The sequence below is a fragment of the Nocardia sp. CA-135953 genome, assembly GCF_050955735.1.
Lineage (GTDB): Bacteria > Actinomycetota > Actinomycetes > Mycobacteriales > Mycobacteriaceae > Nocardia.
Genome location: NZ_CP192082.1, coordinates 5,945,514 through 5,963,028, shown reverse-complemented (window position 1 = coordinate 5,963,028; position 17,515 = coordinate 5,945,514). Strand labels below are relative to the sequence as shown.

Here is a 17,515-nt window from a genome sequence, read left to right as displayed (position 1 = left end):
CTGCCATCGAGTCCGGAGGGTCGGAGCTCGAACAATCCAATTGCGAGGTCATCATGAGTTCGTCAGGGAAGTGGTCCACTGCGGCCTTCCCCGACATCGCCGTATTTCCGCGTGGACCGATCGCGGAGTTGGAACTCGAACGCGTGGCCGGCGCGGTCGGGCGATTGCTTACCCGAAATGGGATCGACAGTGGTGCCCGGGTGCGGGTCGTCGTCGCGAACTGCCCGAGTGGGCCGCAGTTGGTGCAGGTGAATCTGTGCGTGCGCGGTACACCGGCGCGCGTGCAGACGATCACTCCAGGGGCGGGCATGGTGCTGCCGGTCGTGCAGCGGCTGGACCGTCTGATCGAGCGGTTGACGACAAAGCGACGGGCGGCGGCGCCGGCGCGGGAGCCGATACGGCGACTACTCGCGGCATCCGGGCATGGCACGATCACCCGTCGCAAGAATTGTTCGCTGCTGGTGGGCACACCGGCCGCGGCGGCCGCGGTGCTCGACGCGATGGACTACGACGCGCACCTGTTCGTCGATGCCGAGACCGGCGCTGACGCGATCGTCTACCGTGGCGATTCCGCAGGCGTCGAGCTGCTCCGTTCGCCGGGCGACGACCCATCAGCAGCCGATCCAAGGATTCCGGAGTTGTCCGAGACCGCGGCCGTCGACCGCCTGTGTACCGTCGGCCTGCCATTCCTCTTCTTCATCGATCCCGTCAGCCGCCGCGGGAACCTGCTGTACCGCCGCTACGATGCCGACCTCGGGCTGATCACGCCCCGGACCAGTTGACCTGTGCGGTAGAACCGAACGTCCCTGGATATAGGGCATCCCGGCTCTGTCGAGGACCGTGCCACCCCGAGCACAGTTGGGGTCGGAGCCGGCCACCGATGGTCGGCAGAAGCGAGGCGGAACGAACGGCATACCGCGAGAGCGGATCATGGGGCGGGCGATTCGACTCGGCGGTGCCATGCGGGGCAACGCACGAGTCGTGTGTGGCGATCGACGACCACGCCGTGATCCGACGGATTCGCGCCGTCGCCGCCGAAACCCGCTCGCCCACTGTCGCGTTGGCCGGCTCCGTTCGATTACAGCGCGCGGAGCACCATGATGCCGGGCGTCGTGCGCACGTACTCGGCGAAGGGGGAGTCGACCACCTTGTTGTCGGCGGCGAGTGAGGACGCGTTGCGGAAGACCGGGCCGCTCGGTGTCATGACGAAGATGCCGACATGGGTGACATCGAGTCCCGGCTGGTCGGCGTATGCGCCGATGTAGTCACCGGTGCGGAGTCCACCGATGACGCTCTCGTCTACCGCGGCGCCAGGGATGTAGGTGATATCGCGATCGACCACCGGCAGTCCCGGAAGATATGTTCCGCCACCGGCTTTCGCGTTGAGGTGCTTGGCGACGGTCACCGCGGCCGGGCTCAACGTGCCGGTGATATCGGTGGCCGCGATGCGCGCGGTATGCGACCAATCGCTGAAGAAGTGCTTGCGCTGCTGGAACTCGACGCGGCCGCCGGTGTAGCGGGTCGCGATCAGATTCGCGACGAACTGGTCGCGATCGGTGGACCTGCTGAGCGCCTCCACATAGTCGAGGTAGGTGAAGCAATCCACCCGCCGCAGATCGATGACGAGCTGTTCGGGCTGGTCCGACGAGCCGATGAGCATATCCGCGCCATAAGGCGTTCCGAGCAGGCGTCCCGACAACCGCTCGATCAGCTCACCCTTGCTCGCACCCGGCGAGGCAGCCCGCACCGCCAGCAGCTCATCGAGCTTCGCGGCAGTGACGTCATCGCTGATCGGTGCGCCGAATGCGGCGGGAACGGTCGCCGTGGCCATGCCGACGAGTGCCGAGATGATGAGCAGTACGCGGGCGATGCTGCGCAAAGGGCCTCCAGCAGGTCGATCGGTCATTGCTGCCACGGTAGTCCGAGTCCGGCGGTCCTCGTTCGCGAACACGAAAACGGTCCGGCGGCTGCAAGACCCGCTGGGGATTCCGTCATGAGCCCTACATTCCGAGTCGAACAGTTTGGACACGGGATGATCACGATGTTGCCGTTTCGTTATCTCGGAGGGGCTTTGGTCGTAGGAAATCGCCTGGTCGAGCGTGATTCGACCGGACTTACAGATGCAAGCGCGCGGCGGTGTTCCGCTGAGTGCCGGGCTCGCCGCGACGATTCCCGGCAAGTGTGGCAGGCTCGGTAATCGAGGCCGGGGTGCAGAGGTTTCGACTCGCACAACGGTCGGCGTGACCACGGGAGACCCCAGCTACGGCTGGGGTCTTCGTGTGTCCGTGGCGTGCTTGTCCCTTCGCCCTGGTCGGCCCGGAAGCCCGGCCGCGCCTGAATCTTGACGGCCTGTCCGCTGACATCGGTGGTAAACAGGCGGTGGTGAGCGCGAGGGTACCGCTGCCCGCCGCGCCGAGGAACGAGCGGCGCGTCAGGCCGGATGTCGCCATGTGCGGCTCCCGAGGCAGGAATGGACCCGGGTGCGCCGACGTCAATCCATCATGCCTGGATACAAACAGATGTGTGCGCACAGTCGATCGCGCAACTTCCCGTGACTGAGAATAAAACCCGAGTTGTCTTGCGGCACAAATAAAAAGGAAGTCAACCCTTTCAAAAAAGTTATGAAGATCTTTGGATAACGAATTCTTTACGCACTGCCCCGCCGGGTCGCCGAGGCACCTATGCTCGGAGCTTTCACGAGTGATCGACGTTGCGATAGATGAAGAAACGGGTAGCCGTATGACCGCCAGGACCGACCTAGAACACGAACTACGCGGGCCGCTGGCGGCAACCGGGCTGATCACCGAAAAGGAGGCCGCGGAACTGCTGGAGATGTTCCGCGCGGCCAAACAACTCGAGACCGCAGCGCTCATCGAGGCCATCGACGAGATGGTCGGTGCACTGCCTCGGCCGTTCCGGGCGGTGACGAAAAAGATCATGTTCGGGAGCCGGCTCGGCTGATGAGTGATCTGGTAACCGGCGCCCAGATCGTCCTGCTGTCACGGACTTTGCACGCTCCCGTGGAGCAACTCGCGCATCTGGAGCGGTTGGGCAGTGAGAATCTGCACGAACTCCAGGATCGGCTGGCGGGCCTGATCTTCGACCAACACAACGAGATGTTCGAGCGGATCAGCAAACTGGTGCCGATCATTCCGCTGCGCATCTCGATGCCGCTGGTGCAGCGCCTAGTGCCGCCGATGATGACGGGCCGGGCCGCGGGTGCGGTCGGTGTCGATCACCCGAAGAAGGCGGCCGAGACGGTTGCCATGCTCGCGCCCGCGTATGTGGCCGACTGTGCGCCGTATATGGATCCGCGCACCGTCGGCCAACTCGCCGAGGTGGCGCCGCCGGAACCCGTTGTGCGCATCCTCAACGAAATGTTGGCCCGCAAGGACTACATCACCGCCGGGCCGTTCCTCGACGCCTTCGCCACACCGACACTGGTCGCGGCCTTCGAACAGGGCGTGCTCGATGACGAGGGCCTGATCTTCTCCGCCGCCTATGCCTATTCCGCCGCAGGCGTCAGCGCCATCATTCGTCAACTGCTGGCCGGGCCGCGGCAGCGGATCCCGCGCATGCTGCATACCGTGCTCATAGGGTCTACCGGGCTGCAGTTGGCCGCGCTGTCGACATTCGCGCGCTGTGAGGCCGAGCTGACCGCGTCGATCGGCGATGTCCTGTTCAGCATCGGCTCGACCGAAATGATCGGCAATCTCATCGCGAGCTATCTCCGGGCCGGTGCGGCACCGGAGCTGTTGACCTTCATCGGCAGGCTGAGTAAATGGGCACTGGGGGCCCTGGCCGCGAATCCGATCATCGCGAACGACGCGGCGCTGGCCGGACTCGTCGGCAGCCTGGAGGGCCGCATCGAATCCGACCTGTGGCGTGGACTTTTCAGCCTGATGGCCCATGCCGACGCCGGGATCCAGCGCCGGGTGATAGCTCTGCTCGCGCAGATGAACGATGCGATGGTGTCCGCACTTCCCGGCATCGCCACCGACGCCCACGACTGGCCGCTGCTGTTGGACCTGATCGCCGGCGCCGAGGCCCCGGTTCGCGGCCGCTTCGAAACGATGTGGTCCAACCTGCCACCGGAGCGCCGCATCGATTTGGAGCACCGCATCAGGGAACTCGGCCTGAACATCCGCCTGGCACCCGTAACCACCACGACGCTATCGGTGGACGAGGTGTTCTACCGTCGCCGCCAGATGCGCCGACGCTACGACGCGGTGCAGAGTTGGGACTGACTGTTCTGGCTGCAAGGTAGCTCGCGCGGAGACGGCTGCGAGCTCACGAACCCGCTCGGCGGGGAGTCCCGGACCGGATCTTGCCGATGGGGCCGCCAGAATACCCGTTGAATCTTCGAACAAACTCGTTGAATGTACCGCTAAATAACGGTACATTCTTCCGCGACATGACTTCCCTTACTGGAAGGCCTGGTCGTGATCGCAGTTCGGGGACCAGTTGAATTATCGGCGCTCGCAGATGCGCTGCATGCCGAGGACGTCGGCTATCGCAGATCGCTGCGCGCGCGCCAAGTGCAGATGATCGCGATCGGCGGGGTGATCGGCACCGGGCTATTTCTCGGTGCCGGTGGGCGGCTCGCCAGCGCCGGACCGGGATTGTTCCTGGTGTATGCGGTGTGCGGCGTATTCGTCTTCTTCATCCTGCGCGCGCTCGGCGAACTGGTGCTGCATCGTCCCTCCGCCGGATCCTTCGTCTCCTATGCGCGGGAGTTCTACGGGGAGAAGCTGGCTTTCGCGGTCGGGTGGACCTACTTCTTCCACTGGTGCATGACCGGGATCGTCGATATCACCGCGATCGCCACCTATGTGCACTACTGGGGTGCGTTCGAGGTCGTCCCGCACTGGGTGATCGCGCTCATCGCCCTGATCGCGGTGGTGAGTACCAATCTGATCTCCGTGCGCTGGTTCGGCGAACTGGAGTTCTGGGTCGCGCTGATCAAAGTCGTTGCCCTGGTGGGCTTTCTGATCGTCGGCACGATCTTTCTGGCCGGTCGCTTCAAGATTCAGGGTGCGCAGACCGGTGTCGGGGTGCTGAGTCAGCACGGCGGGTTGTTCCCGACCGGTCTGTTGCCGCTGGTAACGGTGACCACCGGTGTCGTATTCGCCTACGCCGCAGTCGAACTGGTCGGCATCGCAGCGGGTGAGGCGGAGCGTCCGGAGACGATCATGCCGCGATCGATCAACTCCGTGATCGCCCGTATCGGACTGTTCTACGTCGGTTCGCTGGTCCTGCTCGGACTGCTGTTGCCCTATACGGTTTTTCGGGCGGGCGAAAGCCCGTTCGTCACGTTCTTCGCGAAAATCGGTGTGCCGGCTGCCGGTTCGATCATGAACCTGGTCGTGCTCACCGCCGCGTTCTCCAGCCTCAATGCCGGGTTGTACTCGACCGGCCGGATTCTGCGTTCGATGTCGATGAACGGCAGCGCACCCGGCATGGCGGCGCGTATGTCGCGGACGGGTGTGCCCTACGTCGGCATTCTCGCTACCGGCGCGATCGCCCTGGTCGGCGTCGGACTCGATGCGGTGGTGCCGGACAAGGCATTCGAGATCGTGCTGAACGTGTCCGCGCTCGGCACAATCGTGTCGTGGACCGCGGTTGTGCTCTGTCACCTCCGACTCTGGCGAGAATGGCGCCGCGGCTTGGCCTGGCGCCCGGCCTCCCGCCTACCCGGCGCCCCCTACACCGATGTGGCGACCCTGTTCTTCCTGGCCACCGTGGTCGCCCTGATGGTCTGCACCGGCGATATGATCCAGCGGATCGCCGTACTCGCAATGCTCGTCTTCCTGGGGCCGGCCTTGGTCGGCGGCTGGTTCCTCGCGCGCCGAAAAGTGTTGCGAATAGCTCGCATCCGCCAACATCACACCGGCCAATTCGAGGTAGTTGCCGAGCGTCCGCCGCTCGGGCCCTCGGCCGAACCGGAAGTGATCATCGAGGCACCGAAGTCTCGCTATGCCAACCCTGATCCACTTTGAGGGTCGGTATACATCGGGAGATCCGATGATTTTCGCGATGGCACGTACTCGCGGTCGCAGCGATGGGTGGGCAATCGTCACGCTTCCTCGATCGGACTAGCAGTCCGCGTGGGGACATACCGGTAGGTTTGCTCGCTGTTTCTGGAAAACGGTGGGCTACAGCCACTTTCGTGGTTACTCAGCGCTCGATCGAGCATGGCCATAGGCAATGTTACGGTGGCATCCGCGCCCGATAATGCGTCGGGCAGCGCGAATGTTCCGCGACCGCGCAGGGCGAACAAACGGTGAACAGCCGCAGTCGGTATGGAGACGAAAAGCCAACGCGCTCCGATATTTTCGCAGTGTTCCGTTCACTGATCAGAGGGTGGTCGTTCACGGCGCGTGGTTAGCGTTTGAAGTTGTCGTTTCCGGAGACTGTTGAGCGGCTCCGAGGGTTTGTTCGCTTCGATGCTCGTCTTGCCATGCCGTGCCTGCGATTCGGGGGTGCGCGGAAACGAATCAGGTTGTGGTCGTGAACAACTGGAGATCGGATTACTGGGATCCGGACCGATGGCGGTTGCCCGCAGTGCTGCGAAGGTGTCGTGCGTGGATACGCGCGACGCGGCGGCGGCGCTGGACAGTCGGGGTCCTGCTCACTGTCTTCGTTCTGGTCGTCTTTCCTGGTCTACTCGGCGCTACCGCCTCGGCTACGCCCGAAAGCGGTACCCGGTCCGCCGGATCGTCGGTAGGTACCGCACTCGGCTGGACTCATGTCGCCGATTCCTCGGGCGTCGAGGCCGCCGGCTATATCTTCGCCACCGACCACGGCGGCGTACTGAGTCCGGGAAATACCGCGATATCCCTGGTGATCGGCCTGGAATTCGCGGGCTGGAAAATCATTGTGATCACGGCGATCTGGCTGATCGGTTACGCGCTGAGTTTCGAGTGGCTGAACCTCTTCTCGAAAGCACTGCTCGGTGTGGCGCACAGCCTGACCGGACAGATCGCGACGCCGATCATGCTGGTGACCGCCGCGACGATCGGCGCATTCTTCGTCGCGTGGTTCGTCGTGCGCGGCCTCTACTCCAAAGCCACCCTGCAAGTGGTGACCATGATCATGGTCGGATTGCTTGGACCGATATTCCTTGCCGAGCCCCTGGCCGATGTGCTGTCGTCGGACGGCCTGCTCGCGAAGGGTCGCGATCTCGGCATTTCGGTGGCGGCCGGGCTGAACGGCGACAACAATGTCGATCCGCACCACATGGTCGCGACCATGCAGGGCACGCTGACCGACAACTTCGCTCGTCGTCCGCTGCAGGTCTGGAACTTCGGGCATGTGGTCGACGAGCAGGCCTCATGCCGTGCCGCGTGGTCGGCAGGTGTCGCGGCGCGCAGCGAAGACCGGGTGAAAAAGGGGATCGGCGCCTGCGGGGACAGTTCGGCCAAGGAATCGATGGAGAATCCGAATTTCGAGCAGATCGGCACCGGCTTGTTGCTGCTGCTGGCCGGGGCGATCCTGCTCGCCTTCGGAGCCGTGCTCGCGATCAAGGTGATCCGGGCCGCACTCGACACGATCTACCACGGATTGATGTCGATCTTCGGTTTCGCCGCAGGCGGATTCGTGTACGGACCCACGCAGACCTTCCTGATCCGCAATGTCGTCGACAGCTTCGTCGCCGCGGCACGCATGACCGCCTACACCATCTTTCTCGGCGTCTATGTGCTGATCCTGGGGGACCTGTTCAAGCTCGCCGGTGATCAGGTCATGGTGGTGTTCATCATCGGCGCGATCTTCGAAATCGTGGCGATCCTTCAGCTCAGACGCCTCGGCAAAAGCCTGGACCGCGGCAATGAGTGGATCGCGAATCGGTTCGCACTGGCCGTGCAGGGCAGCGGTGGTGGCGCACGCGGTTCGGGTGGCAGCGCGACGGCCCTCGGCATGGGCGCGGCCGGCGCGGGCCATTCCATGCGAATGGGTATGCTGCCTGCTCTTGCCGCGTTCAGCACCGTCAGCAATTCGCCTGCGACCGAATGGCTCTGGGGCCGGACCCGGTCACCGCTGCGACCGCACGCGCGCACCGAGCGGGCGGCGCAATTGGGGCAATGGGGATTCTGGGGCGCGCCGGGAATGGGTGGCCCCGAGGGCTACTACGCCCAGGCGTACGTGCACCGGCCGGTGTTCGGGAGGGCGGCCAGGGAGGCCGCGCTTGCCGCGCCGAATGGCGGCATCAATACCGTTCGCGGTGCGGCCGCGGCGATACAGGGTCTGGTGGATATCGGCGGGAAGATCACCGATGCACCGGCGGCATTGCTCGCCGCCGGATTCACCGACGAGGACATCATGTTCAACGCCATTCGCTCGTCGTCGATCGTCGATGACAACGCCAAGGGCTGGACGCTCGGCAATAACCATCTCGGCCGCGTGGTGGCCGCAGTCCAACGCGTCCAGGACTCGTCGCTTCGACTCCTCGAGGGTGGCAGTTCTACCGGCGAAGTCGCGGCGGATCTCGCCACCTTGCAGGCCGCCGCATTCCGGTATCGGCGCTCGGCGCCCGCAGGCGTCACCCTTACCGGGGACGAGGACCGATTCGTCGCTGCATACCTGCGCACACCCACCGAGGACGTGGCCCAGGATCTCCAAACAGTCTCTGGTGGTGGCACGCTCACGGTGGGCCGCCCATTGCACGGTGGTCCATTCGCGAACGACGCCCTCGCCGCCCAGCGCATGCTGGGGGAGATCGGAAGCAGGCAGGCGGACCGTATCTTGAGCAGCGTCAACGATGTATTGGCTGATCCGGCCGACCAAGAGTTGCTCCGCGTGGCTCGTGGCCACATCTCCGAAACGGTTCTCACCGACCAAGCATTGAGCGGGGCCAAACGAACAGCGACGAACACGCCGACACCGCCGAGGCAAGGCAGCCCGCAGCGGCCCGGCTGGGCCCCGCCGATGGCCCGGGTCGGTGCTCAGCTGAATTGAGATGGTGGGCTGAATTGAGATGGTGGGGCTGAATAGCCCCGAGCGTGCGGAAACTGCTCGCGCTCTTCCCTGAGGAAACCCATTTCAAGCTCGACATAGCACCCACCGACAGTGCTCCGATCTACCAGCACGCGGATGGCTCGATTGTGCTGGTAGACGAGGACGGATGGGTGTCCGGCGCGAACGCTGAGCTGGACAAGGCCGACGCGATCACGATTGAGCCGACCAGTGTCCGCGATACGGAGGAATCGTGAGCTTGCAAGCGCCTGTGCCACACGGCCTTTCCCCGCTGCCTGACGATCCAGACGTCCACCTGAGCGTGTTCCTCCACGGTGCACGATTCGACTTCACCGCATGCCTCACCGCCGCGCTGAACTTCATACAAGAGCACCAGGCGCAGCACTACGCCGATGCTGTCGCGGTCGATCTCGGCGACACCAGCGGCTACCCGCGCCTGCCGTGCGAGCGGCTTTACCTGTCACCGTGAGGTGAGACACTGACGTGCGGGTTCCGAATCCCATGAGCGTCAGCGGAATCTTGACTCGGACAGAGGAAATGAGAAGCGCAGAGGAAATGAGAAGCGACGGAAGCGGAGGGTATCAGCGTGGGGAATGATGAACAATTGGGCCTGGATTTGGTCGTGGATGTCAAGCCGAACGCATGGGCTACATGGGTTGAACCGCAGCGAAGGGCGGCCCAGGTCCGGAAACTTCTCAACCGTGCCGAACTGCCCGCACTGCCGTCGGAACCATGGGATTTCGAATCAGACGAGGCGATTCAGATCAACGACGTGATCGCGGAGCTGTTTCCGGATATCGAAGCCGTGACCCTCTCAGAGAATGCCGATCTCGTTGATCAGCTCGTATGTTTCAGCGGGGAATGGTTCATCCGATATCTAGATGCACGATGGTGCGATCTGACCGATATGCCGTCGGGGTACAACGACTGTAAAGATATTTCTATTTACGACGGCATTAAACCGGGCGTAGCTTTCAAGTTCGCGGATTGGAAGACCTGCACGGCAGAATTTCTCGTGAAGTTCGTGATCGAGCACGAATTTCTCGATATTGTCGAGTTGGTGTCCGTGGGGTTCTGGAGGCTGCACAAAGATGGTGGCCCGTTGTTCTCTGAGCTCAGCGAGAGCTTTCCTGATCACCCTCCTTTTGTGTGACCTAAAATAATTTCGTTTCATAGTTTCGGGGGCGGGGTATCACCATGCCTGGTGACGGTTACAGCAGTGATCGCAAAGGATTCGACAGCAACCGACCGTCCGCAGACTCGGCGTCTCGACCAGTGCCGTCCGCCGCCTCGTCAGAATCGCCGAATTGACCGGACTAGATCCTGAAAACGCTACCGACGCCTGGTATCTGAGATCGAGTCTGGTCGCCTGCACCTTCGCCGACTATCCATCGAGCCGACCACTGGGCACCGCGTTATGCCTGGTCGGCTCCTGAGTCACCGGTGTCCGACGGCGCGACGACCGGTAGTCCTTCGCTCGCCCGAAGCTTCTCCGCCATGGTGGCGAGCAGATTCTGCGACTCCTCGGAAAGGTCGAAAGCCCGGCTCGATAGTCGGCGCAGGTGGTAGCCCTGGAGTTGAGACAGCAGTTCCAGGTCGTGGTCGATTTTGGCGGCATAGACTTCGTTGACGAAGTAGTCCGGTTTGACCTTGAAGAACTTGGCGAGGGCGGCCATGGTCTCGTTGGAAGGGTTGGCGCGCTGTCCCGAACGCAATTGGGACAGATAGGGTTTCGAGATCGGTTGGCCGGAGTTCGTCAACGCGGCGGCGACTTCGGCGTTGGTATGCGAGCGGCGGCCCGGGGGATGCACGGTTTCGAATAGCTTGTTCAACCGCCCGGCGAAATCAGCCATCTGAGGTGCCCATCTTCTTCGCTGATCGAAACATCGGCCTCGCAGGTTACCGTGCCCGCTCGCGGACCACTCGGGCGACGTCGATGCGTGCACGAGCCGGCCCGCGGGCAGCTGCGACAGCGCCGCGGCGGCGACTACCGCGGCGACCGCCAGCAGTGGCGGTATCGCGCCGATGACGAGGTCTATATCGAAAATATCGCTGGCGAACGAGCGCAGGACGACCCAGGCGGTGGCAATGCCCGCGGCCGCCCGAGCGGCACCGCGAGCAGTGTGGCGGTGAGATTTTCGATGGCCGGCGCGGCGGTGAGTCGGCACACCGAGCCGCCCGCGGCCCGCAGGGTGGCCAGTTCGGGGGTCCGTTCGGCGAGGCTGGGCGTATGTCCGATCCAACTCCAATGATGGCACTGTGCAATAGTTGCTATAAGCAAGATTGAGCTAGCGGGTAAGGTCCTTACGTCGCACCGACGGAGGAGAATGATGGCGACGTCAGCCCGCTCGACACCATCGGACTCGGTCGACGAGGTCACCGACGCATTGCTGACCGCGTCCCGCCTGCTCATGGCCATCTCGGCCCGCTCGATCGCGCACGTCGACGACACGATCACGCTGCCTCAGTTCCGTACCCTGGTGATCCTCGCAACGCAAGGCCCGAGCAATCTGGCCACCCTGGCGCAGCAACTGGATGTGCGGCCTTCGACCGCGACCAGGATGGTCGAGCGACTCGTATCCGCGGAATTGCTTACCCGGCAACCCAATCCGCAGTCTCGTCGCGAGCAGATCGTCGATCTCACCGCGCACGGGCGTCACGTCGTTGCCGAGGTGACCGCGCGCCGTCGCGCGGAAATCGCCCGCGTCGTACAAGCCATGCCCGCCGCTCAGCGGCAGAGGCTGGTGCGAGCGCTGACCGCGTTCACCACCGCTGGGGAGGAGGGCGGGGCCGCCAAGGGGCTGCAGGCGTATCCGCTCTAGTCAGCCGCGTGCGGCAACCAGTTCCGGCTCGCGCTCGGGTTCATCGGGACCGGGCACTTCGTTCGGGAATCGACGCGTGGGCCGGACATGAGCACATTGCAAGGCGGCCAGCCCGGCAAGTGCCGTCGCACTGCTGATCTTCCACTCGGGTGGCCGCCAGGACAGGAGCAATTCCGCGTTGTCGGTATTCGCGGGATGTCGACTGCGAGGAAGGTGTCCGACACCGTCGTGAACGGAATATCGGTGCCGTTCAGGGTAACTCGATAACCGGCCAGCCGAGTTGAGCGAAGACGATACGTCCGCCGCCGGGGGAGGTGACCCGGATCCGGCTGGTGACACGGTCGCGTGACACCGAACTCGCTTCCACGCCTTCGGCATCGGCGATCAGTCCATTACGGGTCGAGAGCGGGCCGTCACGAGTCCGAGACTGTACCAGCGCACTATGCAATAGTTGCTATCTGTATCATTCTTGCTGGTGAATAGCTCAGAGCTCGTTCAGGCCGATGTGCCCGTCCTGCAGTGCGCGCGCCAGCAATGCGGCCTTGGTCGACGCCGGTCGGCCGGCCGCATGGTACTTGTCGCGGATGCGTGCGAGGTGGGTGTTGACCGTACCCGCGGAGATGTAGAGCTGTTGGCACACTTCGGTTTTGGAATCGCTGAGGATCCAGGCTCGCAGCACTTCGCGCTCGCGCGGACTGAGCGACGGAACGAAGTTGTGCGCTGTTCGCGGCATGGGCGTATGACCAGTGAAGGTGAGCACGGATGCTTCCTCTCGCCGAACTCGGGTGGGGACAGGATGTTCGGTCCCCGACCGTTGCCTGCGGCGCAATCACCTTGTCCTGCAAATGTTCTCCCACCCATCGAAACATGGTTGCTGCGTAGTTACGCGGCTACTCGAGGCGATCGGCACAGAATGGCTCGGGCTCGATCCCCCCGGGCAAAATCAGCCAAACCGAACGGTGTGCTGGGCAAGATCTTGCTGAGCGGATGGGGCGCGCGGGTGGCGACGCGCCCCATCCGCGGATCACTGGGTTACGTAGGGCATTTGACGGTGTAGTCCCAATCGGTCCCATTCGGACCGGTGACGCGAACCAGCACGGCCGTCGCGCTTCCCGGCGGGACATTGACCACCACCGACCCGGTTCCTTCGTTGATATTGTCGCCGACATACCCCGTGCTGCGGATCAGGGATCCTTCGTAGAACACCTCGATCAGATCCGGGATGCTGTAGGTCTCATAGACCAGCACGAACGATGTCGGGCCGCTCCTGCCGAGTTGATGCATCGTGTCGGTGACCCCCGCACCGCCGGATTTGGTCGATTGGTTGCAGCGCTGCGTCTGCGGCGGTGCGGACTGGCCGCCGCCACTGCTGCCGCTGCTACCACTACCCCCGCCACTGCTGCCCCCGTCGCTGCTCCCCGCACTGCCCGTTCCCGGATTCGCGGACACACCCGCCGAACCCGCGAGGACCACCGCCGCCGCCAGCACCACAGCCGCGACCGCACTCCGCGCACCGGAATGTCGAATTCCCGCCTTGCCCAACATTTTTCCTCCCACAGTTCGTTGTCGAACATCCGCTGTCAACGATGCCGAGCCGACAGTTCGCCGAATATCCGTCGTTCGCACGACATCCCGTCGGGAGCGGTTGTCGACGGCGAAACTGGTGCGTGGCTACCGAATCCGGTGTGGGATCGTGCCGCTGCTGTGGAGTTGTGTTGCGGGTCCGGGTCTGCTCAGCTGGGCTGAAGCCGTCGAGTCACTCCCGGTTGAACTGCTCCCGGACCGCGTCCATTCGGGCGCGCAACTCGTCCGGGACGATCACTCCACGATCCATCAGCGTGTGGGCTGGCACGACGACCGACCGATCGGGTGTGTACAGGAAAGTCGTAATGATCCGACCGGTCCTGTTGCCAGTGCTATTGCGCCTGACCGGTCATGCGGCCTGGTGGTCACCAGCTGGGTGCGAAAGGTGCTGCCCGACATCAGCTTCTCGCGCTGACCCTGGGAACCCGCGTATACCCCGGTGGGTTGACTCCTGCCCGGTCGCGGCGCTACGGGAGATCTCGTGAGCCGGCCCGGCCGGCGCCGCTGTCGAAATGCATTACCGGGTTCGAATGCGAGAGACCTGAGCAGACAACCGGAGGCAGATATCCCTCTCTGCGCACGCCAGCGCTTCGGACCGTGCTGTCGGCGTCGTGTTGCTCGGACAGAGGTGATCAGGCGGCACGTTACTGCGATTCCCGCACGCTGCGCCGATGTTCGGCCGCCCTGTTACTCCTCGGCTTGGAGCGCCGCGTCGTCGGTGTCGGTCTGTCGGGTGTGTCGGATGCCGCGCCAGCCGAGTGGGAGTTGGACGCGACCTGCCCGGATATCGCCGATGAGGTGCTCGTAGCCGTCACGGACCTCGCTGAGATGGACCCATGCCGAGTGCCGGAGCTCCTCGCAGTCGGCGTGCAGCACCGTCCACCATGCCTCGGCATAGGTCTTCGCGACATGACTGATCACCTCACCGAAGGTGTGGGTGTGGCGGCGGGCGCATCGGCTGTGACGGACGTAGGACGCGGCCCAAGAGTTGATCTTGGCGATGACCTTCGCGATTTCCGCATGCAGGGCCGTCTCGGTGACTTCGGGTGCATGCCGTTGCGGATTCAAAACCGCCGAAATCAGGGCGGCGTGCAGATCGCCGAGTTCTCTCGCCCACGCGATCATCGGGAACGGCTCGGTGAGACGGCCCGCGATCGCGGCCAACAGTTGATCCGGCGAAAGCACCGATGCCGCATCGATCGCACTGTCCCCCGGTGCCGCTATGTCCGCGTCCATAGTGCTCACCGCGCTGCTGACCACCATCTGTGGCAGATGCCGACGTAGTGGTCTCGGCCTCGGGCGATGCGCGCGGCGCTATCGCGGAGGCCGGTCATGGAACTGTTCGGAGGCTCGTTCGATGACGGCCTCGGCGGTGTGGGCGTGCTGGATCATAGGTTGTTGCTCGACTACTTCGAGATGAATGGTTGGATGCGGCGAGTGCGGCGCTGCGTCTCGGCGCATAATGCTAATACTGACTGCGTACTCAGTCAACGACGGGTGGAGCAGTCGGCGGGTGCTGGGAGTTTTCCGGAAATTTGGCCGAAGGAGGGGTGGGATCCGTGGGTGAGCGTGCGACGGGACCGGGCAAGTCGGGTGCGATTCTCGATATTTTCACGCGCCATGTCGCCGAGAAGGGCTACGACGGAACCAGCTTCAGTGGTGTCGCAAGCGAATTGGGCATCTCTCAGGGCCTGATCGTGCACCACTACGGCACGAAGGCGCGGTTGTTGGAAGCTCTGCATGCCTCCTACATGCGGCAGCGGATCGACGAGGCCGAGCGGATTGTGTCGAAGTTCGCCACGCCGGCCGAGCAGCTTGCCGGGCTGTTGCACGCGGCCATGCTCTATCAGGTGCACGATCGGAATCGGACCGTCGCATTCCAGCGTGAGGTCGCGCGGTTCGCGCAGCAGGATGAAGCTTCCGAGGGGCGCACGCTGCGCAGGGCTTACATCGGAATCCTGCACAACGTGGTCGATGCGGGCATTGCCTCGGGTGAGTTCCGTGCTGTCGATACCAGCATCCTGAGCCTGCTCATCTTCGGTTCCGCGCAGTGGGCGTGGACGTGGTTCGAGCCGGAAGGGCGCAGATCCGCCGCACAGGTCGGCGCCGAACTGGTAGACCTCACTCTCGGATCTCTCTTGTCGAATCGCGGAGCGCTGCCGCCGCTCTGCGACCCCGACGGCCCACTGGTCGCAGCGGTACTCGAGATCATCACCGCGCCGAATGCCGCCTCGGAGTGATGACCATCCTTCGGAAAAGTCCTCAGCCGAACTGACCCGCTGTGCTATTGGCCGTCGGTGGCCGCCAAACGTCGATTCGTCACGCGCAGTTGACGTTCCGTGCTTTCGGTGAGGTCGTCGACCTGCTCGGCGGTCAACCGCCCGCACGGTTGTCCCCAGTGCAACGCGATTTCGTCTCCCGGCTCCGCGTCAGGGAGCGCGGCGTAGCCGTCGGTCCACACCGGAATGGTTCGCCGTGTCGTTTCCGACAGTGACAGGCGTGTGCCGTCCCAGTGCAACCGGCTGATCCCGACCGTGAGGTCGTCGCGGTGGCGATCCAGTACCGTCGCGGCGGTGATGCGGCAGTTGTCGAGGATTTCCAAGGGCTGGTCGCCGCCGGCGACGGGCAGCAGCCTGGTCCACGGGTAGACACCGAAGACGTGGAAGCTGTGGTTCGCGGCCGCCTCCGGAGCGAGGGCGGGCCCCAGATGGGACCAGTACACACCCGCGATCGGGGCGATGAGTCCCAGCAACTCGGCCAGGAATTCGGGACCGTCGAGTTCGCCGCCGATCCCCCCACCCAGCCAATAGGACGCCACCAGTCGCTCGTCGAGCGGATCGGTGACGCCGGTCAGGCGCGACATGGCCCGCAGGTACGGCCATGCGCCGGAGAAGCCGCGCGCCAGCACCCGCACGCGTTCGCCATCGCGGTCACGTAGCGCCGCGGTGTGCTCTGGCCCGCAGTATCCGAGGTGGTTGGGCGCGTACGCGTAGCGCGCGAACATCTCCACACCGTCCATCAGGTCGGCTCCTCCGATAGCGTTGCGCTCCAACGGCTTTCGATGTCACCGTAATGCCAGATCGCGAGTGCGCCCGCCCAGGTGAACGCGAAGAGGCCGACGATGACGAAGCCCATCGTGGCCAGGTCGATGCCGCCGATCCAGGCGAGCACCCCGCCGGTGACCTCGAGTTTCTCGGTAAGGATGGAGATGAGCTCCTGGACACCGATCAGCAGGGCCACCGCGACCGAGAGCCCGGTGACCACCATGTTGTAGTAGATCTTGCGGATCGGTCCGGCGAAGGCCCACCCGTAGGCGTAGTTCATGAACGAACCGTCCAGCGCGTCGAACAGCGACATGCCCGCCGAGAACAGCACGGGCAGAACGAGAATCGCGTACCAGGGCAGCCCGGTCGCGGCCGCGCCGCCTGCGATCACCAGTAGGCCCACTTCGGTGACGGTGTCGAAACCGAGGCCGAACAACAGCCCCACCGGATACATCTGCCACGGCTTGCGCACCGTGCGCATGACCGGCGCCAAGATCCGGTTCAGCACGCCGCGCGAGTCCAGTGCGCGCTCGAGTTGCGCTTCGCTGTAGCCGCCGCGCCGCATAGCGCGTAAGACCTGCCAGATCCCGATCAGCGCGGCCAGGTTCAGCAGTCCGATGAGGATCAGGAAGGTGCCCGAGACCGATGTCCCGAATACCCCGGTCCACCGCTGCAATCGCGAGTCCTGGTCTTCCAGGTTTCGCGCCAGCGCGGTGACCCCCGATGCCAGCAGCCCGACGAGCACGAAGACGATCGTGGAGTGCCCCAAGGAGAACCAGAAGCCGACCGTGATCGGTTTCTGCTTGTCCGCCACCAGTTTTCGGGTGGTGTTGTCGATCGCCGCGATATGGTCGGCGTCGAAGGCGTGTCGCATACCCAGCGTGTAGGCCGTGACGCCGAGCCCGACGCCGAATATCGCGCCGTCCACCAGGTTCTGGTCGGGCACGACCAGCAAAAGCAGCGTCCCCCATCCCACGACGTGCAGGATGACGATCGTCGCCGCCATGCCGAGGATGCTGCGACGCTGGCCGCGGTCTAATCCGGCCCGGGCATCTCGCAGCCTCGTGGTGATTGTCGCCATCGCCACGGTCC

General features: G+C 64.1%; 19 protein-coding genes. 11 read left to right on the top strand and 8 right to left on the bottom strand.

Annotated elements, in window-relative coordinates:
• Nucleotides 1-53: 53 nt before the first annotated feature.
• Nucleotides 54-782: a sigma 54 modulation/S30EA ribosomal C-terminal domain-containing protein gene (locus ACQPXH_RS27260; RefSeq protein WP_433599326.1), complete on the top strand. Its 729-nt coding sequence runs from the start codon at nucleotides 54-56 to the stop codon at nucleotides 780-782.
• 296 nt (nucleotides 783-1,078) lie between these two features.
• On the opposite strand, the gene ACQPXH_RS27255 is transcribed toward ACQPXH_RS27260, so the two are convergent.
• Both ACQPXH_RS27255 and ACQPXH_RS27250 read right to left on the bottom strand, forming a co-directional pair.
• Complete coding sequence (locus ACQPXH_RS27255) at nucleotides 1,079-1,906, bottom strand: DUF1460 domain-containing protein (protein WP_433599325.1); 828 nt, start codon at nucleotides 1,904-1,906, stop codon at nucleotides 1,079-1,081.
• Nucleotides 1,907-2,114: 208 nt separating this feature from the next.
• Complete coding sequence (locus tag ACQPXH_RS27250; protein ID WP_433599324.1) at nucleotides 2,115-2,450, bottom strand: twin-arginine translocation signal domain-containing protein; 336 nt, start codon at nucleotides 2,448-2,450, stop codon at nucleotides 2,115-2,117.
• A 289-nt stretch (nucleotides 2,451-2,739) separates the two neighbouring features.
• On the opposite strand from ACQPXH_RS27250, the gene ACQPXH_RS27245 reads away from it, so the two are divergent.
• From ACQPXH_RS27245 to ACQPXH_RS27215, 7 genes are all read left to right on the top strand, one after another.
• The gene (locus ACQPXH_RS27245; protein ID WP_433599323.1) at nucleotides 2,740-2,961 is read left to right on the top strand and encodes a hypothetical protein; all 222 of its coding nucleotides are present in this window, start codon (nucleotides 2,740-2,742) and stop codon (nucleotides 2,959-2,961) included.
• The gene (locus ACQPXH_RS27240) at nucleotides 2,961-4,247 is read left to right on the top strand and encodes a hypothetical protein (protein ID WP_433599322.1); all 1,287 of its coding nucleotides are present in this window, start codon (nucleotides 2,961-2,963) and stop codon (nucleotides 4,245-4,247) included. The genes ACQPXH_RS27245 and ACQPXH_RS27240 overlap by 1 nt, the downstream gene beginning before the upstream one ends.
• A 195-nt stretch (nucleotides 4,248-4,442) precedes the next feature.
• On the top strand, nucleotides 4,443-5,999 hold the full coding sequence (locus ACQPXH_RS27235; RefSeq protein ID WP_433599321.1) for an amino acid permease: 1,557 nt from the start codon (nucleotides 4,443-4,445) through the stop codon (nucleotides 5,997-5,999).
• Nucleotides 6,000-6,510: 511 nt separating this feature from the next.
• A complete protein-coding gene (locus tag ACQPXH_RS27230) occupies nucleotides 6,511-8,955 on the top strand; it encodes a hypothetical protein (RefSeq protein WP_433599320.1) in 2,445 nt (814 codons plus the stop codon).
• Between the two features lie 44 nt (nucleotides 8,956-8,999).
• Nucleotides 9,000-9,209, top strand: coding sequence for a hypothetical protein (locus ACQPXH_RS27225; protein ID WP_433599319.1), 210 nt, complete (start codon nucleotides 9,000-9,002; stop codon nucleotides 9,207-9,209).
• Nucleotides 9,206-9,442, top strand: a complete 237-nt coding sequence (locus ACQPXH_RS27220) for a hypothetical protein (protein WP_433599318.1) — start codon at nucleotides 9,206-9,208, stop codon at nucleotides 9,440-9,442. Before ACQPXH_RS27225 ends, ACQPXH_RS27220 begins: the two co-directional genes overlap by 4 nt.
• 117 nt (nucleotides 9,443-9,559) lie before the next feature.
• Complete coding sequence (locus ACQPXH_RS27215) at nucleotides 9,560-10,126, top strand: hypothetical protein (protein ID WP_433599317.1); 567 nt, start codon at nucleotides 9,560-9,562, stop codon at nucleotides 10,124-10,126.
• 262 nt (nucleotides 10,127-10,388) lie between these two features.
• On the opposite strand, the gene ACQPXH_RS27210 is transcribed toward ACQPXH_RS27215, so the two are convergent.
• Nucleotides 10,389-10,826, bottom strand: a complete 438-nt coding sequence (locus ACQPXH_RS27210; protein ID WP_433599316.1) for a helix-turn-helix domain-containing protein — start codon at nucleotides 10,824-10,826, stop codon at nucleotides 10,389-10,391.
• Between the two features lie 87 nt (nucleotides 10,827-10,913).
• On the opposite strand from ACQPXH_RS27210, the gene ACQPXH_RS27205 reads away from it, so the two are divergent.
• Together ACQPXH_RS27205 and ACQPXH_RS27200 are read left to right on the top strand one after the other, a co-directional pair.
• A complete protein-coding gene (locus ACQPXH_RS27205) occupies nucleotides 10,914-11,225 on the top strand; it encodes a hypothetical protein (RefSeq protein ID WP_433599315.1) in 312 nt (103 codons plus the stop codon).
• A gap of 75 nt (nucleotides 11,226-11,300) precedes the next feature.
• Nucleotides 11,301-11,795, top strand: coding sequence for a MarR family winged helix-turn-helix transcriptional regulator (locus ACQPXH_RS27200; protein WP_433599314.1), 495 nt, complete (start codon nucleotides 11,301-11,303; stop codon nucleotides 11,793-11,795).
• Between the two features lie 484 nt (nucleotides 11,796-12,279).
• Here the strand turns inward: ACQPXH_RS27200 and ACQPXH_RS27195 are convergent, their stop codons facing one another.
• From ACQPXH_RS27195 to ACQPXH_RS27185, 3 genes are all read right to left on the bottom strand, one after another.
• The gene (locus ACQPXH_RS27195; RefSeq protein WP_433599313.1) at nucleotides 12,280-12,555 is read right to left on the bottom strand and encodes a response regulator transcription factor; all 276 of its coding nucleotides are present in this window, start codon (nucleotides 12,553-12,555) and stop codon (nucleotides 12,280-12,282) included.
• Nucleotides 12,556-12,827: 272 nt separating this feature from the next.
• Nucleotides 12,828-13,340 (bottom strand): hypothetical protein, encoded by a 513-nt coding sequence (locus ACQPXH_RS27190; RefSeq protein WP_433599312.1) that lies wholly within the window; start codon nucleotides 13,338-13,340, stop codon nucleotides 12,828-12,830.
• Between the two features lie 726 nt (nucleotides 13,341-14,066).
• A complete protein-coding gene (locus ACQPXH_RS27185; protein WP_433599311.1) occupies nucleotides 14,067-14,615 on the bottom strand; it encodes a hypothetical protein in 549 nt (182 codons plus the stop codon).
• A gap of 323 nt (nucleotides 14,616-14,938) precedes the next feature.
• On the opposite strand from ACQPXH_RS27185, the gene ACQPXH_RS27180 reads away from it, so the two are divergent.
• Nucleotides 14,939-15,619 (top strand): TetR/AcrR family transcriptional regulator, encoded by a 681-nt coding sequence (locus ACQPXH_RS27180; protein WP_433599310.1) that lies wholly within the window; start codon nucleotides 14,939-14,941, stop codon nucleotides 15,617-15,619.
• Between the two features lie 44 nt (nucleotides 15,620-15,663).
• On the opposite strand, the gene ACQPXH_RS27175 is transcribed toward ACQPXH_RS27180, so the two are convergent.
• Together ACQPXH_RS27175 and ACQPXH_RS27170 are read right to left on the bottom strand one after the other, a co-directional pair.
• Nucleotides 15,664-16,398 carry a DUF6390 family protein gene (locus ACQPXH_RS27175; protein WP_433599309.1) on the bottom strand — a complete coding sequence of 245 codons (735 nt, stop codon included), beginning with the start codon at nucleotides 16,396-16,398 and terminating at the stop codon, nucleotides 15,664-15,666.
• Nucleotides 16,398-17,504 carry a HoxN/HupN/NixA family nickel/cobalt transporter gene (locus tag ACQPXH_RS27170; protein WP_433603596.1) on the bottom strand — a complete coding sequence of 369 codons (1,107 nt, stop codon included), beginning with the start codon at nucleotides 17,502-17,504 and terminating at the stop codon, nucleotides 16,398-16,400. Before ACQPXH_RS27170 ends, ACQPXH_RS27175 begins: the two co-directional genes overlap by 1 nt.
• Between the last annotated feature and the right edge of the window lie 11 nt (nucleotides 17,505-17,515).

What these genes read in the sequence shown, in the direction of transcription:
- ACQPXH_RS27260 (WP_433599326.1), top strand. Translation starts at nt 54, where the DNA reads ATGAGTTCGTCAGGGAAGTGGTCCACTGCGGCCTTCCCCGACATCGCC.
- ACQPXH_RS27255 (WP_433599325.1), bottom strand. Translation starts at nt 1,906, where the DNA reads ATGACCGATCGACCTGCTGGAGGCCCTTTGCGCAGCATCGCCCGCGTA.
- ACQPXH_RS27250 (WP_433599324.1), bottom strand. Translation starts at nt 2,450, where the DNA reads ATGGCGACATCCGGCCTGACGCGCCGCTCGTTCCTCGGCGCGGCGGGC.
- ACQPXH_RS27245 (WP_433599323.1), top strand. Translation starts at nt 2,740, where the DNA reads ATGACCGCCAGGACCGACCTAGAACACGAACTACGCGGGCCGCTGGCG.
- ACQPXH_RS27240 (WP_433599322.1), top strand. Translation starts at nt 2,961, where the DNA reads ATGAGTGATCTGGTAACCGGCGCCCAGATCGTCCTGCTGTCACGGACT.
- ACQPXH_RS27210 (WP_433599316.1), bottom strand. Translation starts at nt 10,826, where the DNA reads ATGGCTGATTTCGCCGGGCGGTTGAACAAGCTATTCGAAACCGTGCAT.
- ACQPXH_RS27200 (WP_433599314.1), top strand. Translation starts at nt 11,301, where the DNA reads ATGATGGCGACGTCAGCCCGCTCGACACCATCGGACTCGGTCGACGAG.
- ACQPXH_RS27190 (WP_433599312.1), bottom strand. Translation starts at nt 13,340, where the DNA reads ATGTTGGGCAAGGCGGGAATTCGACATTCCGGTGCGCGGAGTGCGGTC.
- ACQPXH_RS27185 (WP_433599311.1), bottom strand. Translation starts at nt 14,615, where the DNA reads ATGGACGCGGACATAGCGGCACCGGGGGACAGTGCGATCGATGCGGCA.
- ACQPXH_RS27175 (WP_433599309.1), bottom strand. Translation starts at nt 16,398, where the DNA reads ATGGACGGTGTGGAGATGTTCGCGCGCTACGCGTACGCGCCCAACCAC.
- ACQPXH_RS27170 (WP_433603596.1), bottom strand. Translation starts at nt 17,504, where the DNA reads ATGGCGACAATCACCACGAGGCTGCGAGATGCCCGGGCCGGATTAGAC.